3 protein-coding genes are annotated in these 3666 nt (G+C 72.4%); all 3 read left to right on the top strand.

The features are described 5' to 3' along the window. Positions 1–294: 294 nt before the first annotated feature. The 3 genes from abc-f to L1885_RS25335 all read left to right on the top strand — a co-directional run bounded on the left by abc-f (position 295) and on the right by L1885_RS25335 (position 3632). Entirely contained in the window at positions 295–1893 is a 1599-nt protein-coding gene (gene abc-f, locus L1885_RS25345; protein ID WP_235799496.1) for a ribosomal protection-like ABC-F family protein, read from the top strand. Positions 1894–2482: 589 nt separating this feature from the next. Then, a complete protein-coding gene (locus L1885_RS25340) occupies positions 2483–2704 on the top strand; it encodes a helix-turn-helix domain-containing protein (protein ID WP_006123601.1) in 222 nt (73 codons plus the stop codon). A gap of 121 nt (positions 2705–2825) precedes the next feature. Further along, complete coding sequence (locus L1885_RS25335; RefSeq protein ID WP_235799495.1) at positions 2826–3632, top strand: enoyl-CoA hydratase/isomerase family protein; 807 nt, start codon at positions 2826–2828, stop codon at positions 3630–3632. Positions 3633–3666: the final 34 nt, after the last annotated feature.

Here is a 3666-nt window from a genome sequence, read left to right as displayed (position 1 = left end):
CGCCCGGGCGCCGGGGTCCCGGCGCCGGGACCGCCGGGACCCTGCCGGCGCCCGCCGGGACCCTGGCGCCGGGCCCGTCGCCGGACCGCACCATCCGTCCCGGGAGGGCGCCGCCGCCCCACAGGTCACGGCCCTTACCACCCCGCAGCCGCCTCGAAACACCGCCTGCGGCGCAGTGCTACAGTCGGCGTATGGCACTTCTCCCTGCGCGGTCGCGGTCACCTCTGACGATGTAGAGCGGCGTCGAAGAAATCCGCCGTCCCTCCGCCGTACGTCCCGCCCTGGAGTAGCCCCGTGATCACCGCAACCGGCGTCGAGCTGCGCGCCGGAGCCCGCGTCCTCATCGAGTCCGCCACCTTCCGCGTCGCCAAGGGCGACCGCATCGGCCTGGTCGGCCGCAACGGAGCGGGCAAGACCACCCTCACCAAGTGCCTCGCCGGACAGGCCCAGCCCGCCGCCGGGACCATCACCAGCAGCGGCGAGGTCGGCTACCTGCCGCAGGACCCGCGCACCGGCGACCTCGACGTCCTCGCCCGCGACCGCGTGCTGTCCGCCCGCGGCCTCGACACCGTGCTGAAGAAGATGCGGGAGAACGAGGAGCGCATGGCCAACGGCCAGGGCGCCACCCGCGAGAAGGCCATGCGCAAGTACGAGCGCCTGGAGACGGAGTTCCTCACCAAGGGCGGGTACGCCGCCGAGGCCGAGGCCGCCACCATCGCCGCCGCGCTCGGCCTGCCCGACCGGGTCCTCGGCCAGCCGCTGCACACCCTCTCCGGCGGCCAGCGCCGCCGCGTCGAGCTCGCGCGCATCCTCTTCTCCGACGCGGACACCCTGCTGCTCGACGAGCCGACCAACCACCTCGACGCCGACTCGATCACCTGGCTGCGGGACTACCTGAAGACCTACCGCGGCGGCTTCATCGTGATCTCCCACGACGTCGAACTCGTCGAGACGGTCGTCAACAAGGTGTTCTACCTGGACGCGAACCGCTCCCAGATCGACATCTACAACATGGGCTGGAAGCTCTACCAGCAGCAGCGCGAGGCCGACGAGAAGCGCCGCCACCGCGAGCGGGCCAACGCGGAGAAGAAGGCCGCCGCGCTCAACGCCCAGGCCGACAAGATGCGCGCCAAGGCCACGAAGACCGTCGCCGCACAGAACATGGCCCGCCGTGCCGAGCGGCTGCTCGCCGGCCTCGAGGAGGTGCGCGCCTCCGACAAGGTCGCGAAGCTGCGCTTCCCCGAGCCCTCGCCGTGCGGCAAGACGCCCCTCTCGGCCGAGGGGCTGTCGAAGTCCTACGGGTCGCTGGAGATCTTCGCCGACGTCGACCTCGCCGTCGACAAGGGTTCGCGCGTCGTCATCCTCGGCCTCAACGGCGCGGGCAAGACGACGCTGCTGCGGCTCCTCGCGGGCGTCGAGAAGGCCGACACCGGCGAGGTGACCCCGGGGCACGGCCTCAAGCTCGGCTACTACGCCCAGGAGCACGAGACCCTGGACCCCGAGCGCACCGTCCTGGAGAACATGCGCTCCTCGGCCCCCGACCTCGACCTGATCCAGGTCCGCAAGACGCTCGGTTCCTTCCTCTTCTCGGGCGACGACGTCGACAAGCCGGCCGGGGTGCTCTCCGGCGGCGAGAAGACGCGGCTCGCGCTCGCCACGCTCGTCGTCTCGTCCGCCAACGTGCTGCTCCTCGACGAGCCCACGAACAACCTCGACCCGGCCAGCCGCGAGGAGATCCTCGGCGCGCTGCGCACGTACAAGGGCGCCGTCATCCTCGTCACGCACGACGAGGGCGCGGTCGAGGCGCTGGAGCCCGAGCGGATCATCCTGCTGCCGGACGGCGTCGAGGACCTCTGGGGCCCGGACTACAAGGACCTGGTGTCGCTCGCCTGATCCGGTGGCGCCGCCCGCTCCGGCGGCGCACGCGTCGCCCGGGGCCCGCTCCGGGCCCGCTCGGCGGCGCGCGGCCGGCGGGGGCTGGGGTGAGTGCGGCGGGGAGCCCAGGGGGCGTCCGCACGCCCCGGGTGCCCGATCGGACCGTCCGTGCCCGGCAGCGGGCACAGGACCGCACCGGCGCCACGCCGGCGCGACGGCCGGTGACCGGCCGCTCGCGGAGCGTCGATTGTTCGGGAGGCGGGAGCGGGCCGGCGGGCCCGGTGATCAATCCCGCAGGGATCATTCGGCTCAGCGGTGATCCATCATCTGGGGGAGGACGTCTACTGCCGCGGCGCGGCTTCGTGTGGATAGCACGTATCGTGGCCGCGTCCCGGGTTTCTTCCGCAAAACGTCTCTGACCTGGCAGTTCTTTCTTCCGGGTCACGGAATCCCGGCATGATCGCGGCTGGAACGGTGAATTCCATTCGTGCTGGAATGTTGAAGCGCCCCCTTGCATGTCGGGCGGACCTTGCCGAATGGGTGGCCAGGACGGCCGCTAGGGGTGATCATGAGAAGTCCAGAGCGCACTTCCCATGAGGAGGCACGGGTGGCCGAGACTCTGAAGAAGGGCAGCCGGGTGACCGGCGCCGCGCGCGACAAGCTCGCGGCAGACCTCAAGAAGAAATACGACTCCGGTGCGAGCATCAGGGCGCTGGCCGAGGAGACCGGCCGCTCCTACGGGTTCGTCCACCGGATGCTGAGCGAGTCCGGAGTGACCCTGCGGGGGCGTGGCGGAGCCACGCGCGGCAAGAAGGCCGCCTCGGCCTGACCGCCGCCGGTTCGGCGGGTGACCCCTGGGCGGTCGTCTCGATCGCCCGGTGGTTACTGTGCAGTCACTTGGCAGCGCGCCACACGGCGCGGCTGTGTGACCGCCCGAGCCGGAGGCCCGCATGACCACGACGGAATCGCTCGATCCTGTACCTGTTGTCGACAAGGACGGCGTGCGGCTCACCGTCGAGGACGCCGTCGCCACGGTGACGCTGACCCTTCCGGCGAAGCGCAACGCCCAGTCTCCCGCCCTCTGGCGGGCGTTGGCCGAGGCCGGGGCGTCACTGCCGGGGACCGTCCGGGTGGTCGTCGTGCGCGGCGAGGGCGTGTCCTTCTCCGCCGGGCTCGACCGGCAGGCATTCACTCCCGAGGGCTTCGAGGGCGAGCCGTCCTTCTCCGATCTGGCGCGCCTCGACGACGCCGGTCTGGACGCCGCGATCGCGGGGTACCAGTCGGGCTTCACCTGGCTGCGCCGCAACGACCTGCTGTCGGTGGCCGCCGTCCAGGGCCACGCGATCGGCGCGGGCTTCCAACTGGCGCTCGCCTGCGACCTGCGCGTCGCGGCCGACGACGCCCAGTTCGCCATGCGCGAGACCAGCCTGGGCATCGTCCCCGACCTGGCGGGCAGCCACCCGCTGGTGGAGCTCGTGGGGTATGCCCGCGCGCTGGAGATCTGCGTGACGGGCCGGTTCGTCCACGGCGACGAGGCCGAGCGCATCGGGCTGGCCAACCTCGTGGTCCCCCGCGCCGAACTCGACGCCGCCGTCGGTGATCTGACCGCCGCCCTCCTCGCGGCGCCGCGCTCCGCCGTCATCGAGACCAAGGCGCTCCTGCGCGGTGCCTCGGCCCGCACGTACGACGAGCAGCGCGCGGCCGAGCGCGCCGCCCAGTCGAGGCGCCTGCGCGACCTGGCCGGCCTCGGCGACTGACCGCCCGCCGCGTCCCGTGGGTGACCGCGCCCCG

Origin of the sequence: Streptomyces fuscigenes (assembly GCF_021556455.1) — a bacterium.
Classification (GTDB): Bacteria; Actinomycetota; Actinomycetes; order Streptomycetales; family Streptomycetaceae; genus Streptomyces; species Streptomyces fuscigenes.
Note: the sequence above shows the minus strand (reverse complement) of the source record. Positions and strands in the feature narration are given on the sequence as shown.

What these genes read in the sequence shown, in the direction of transcription:
- L1885_RS25335 (WP_235799495.1), top strand. Translation starts at nt 2,826, where the DNA reads ATGACCACGACGGAATCGCTCGATCCTGTACCTGTTGTCGACAAGGAC.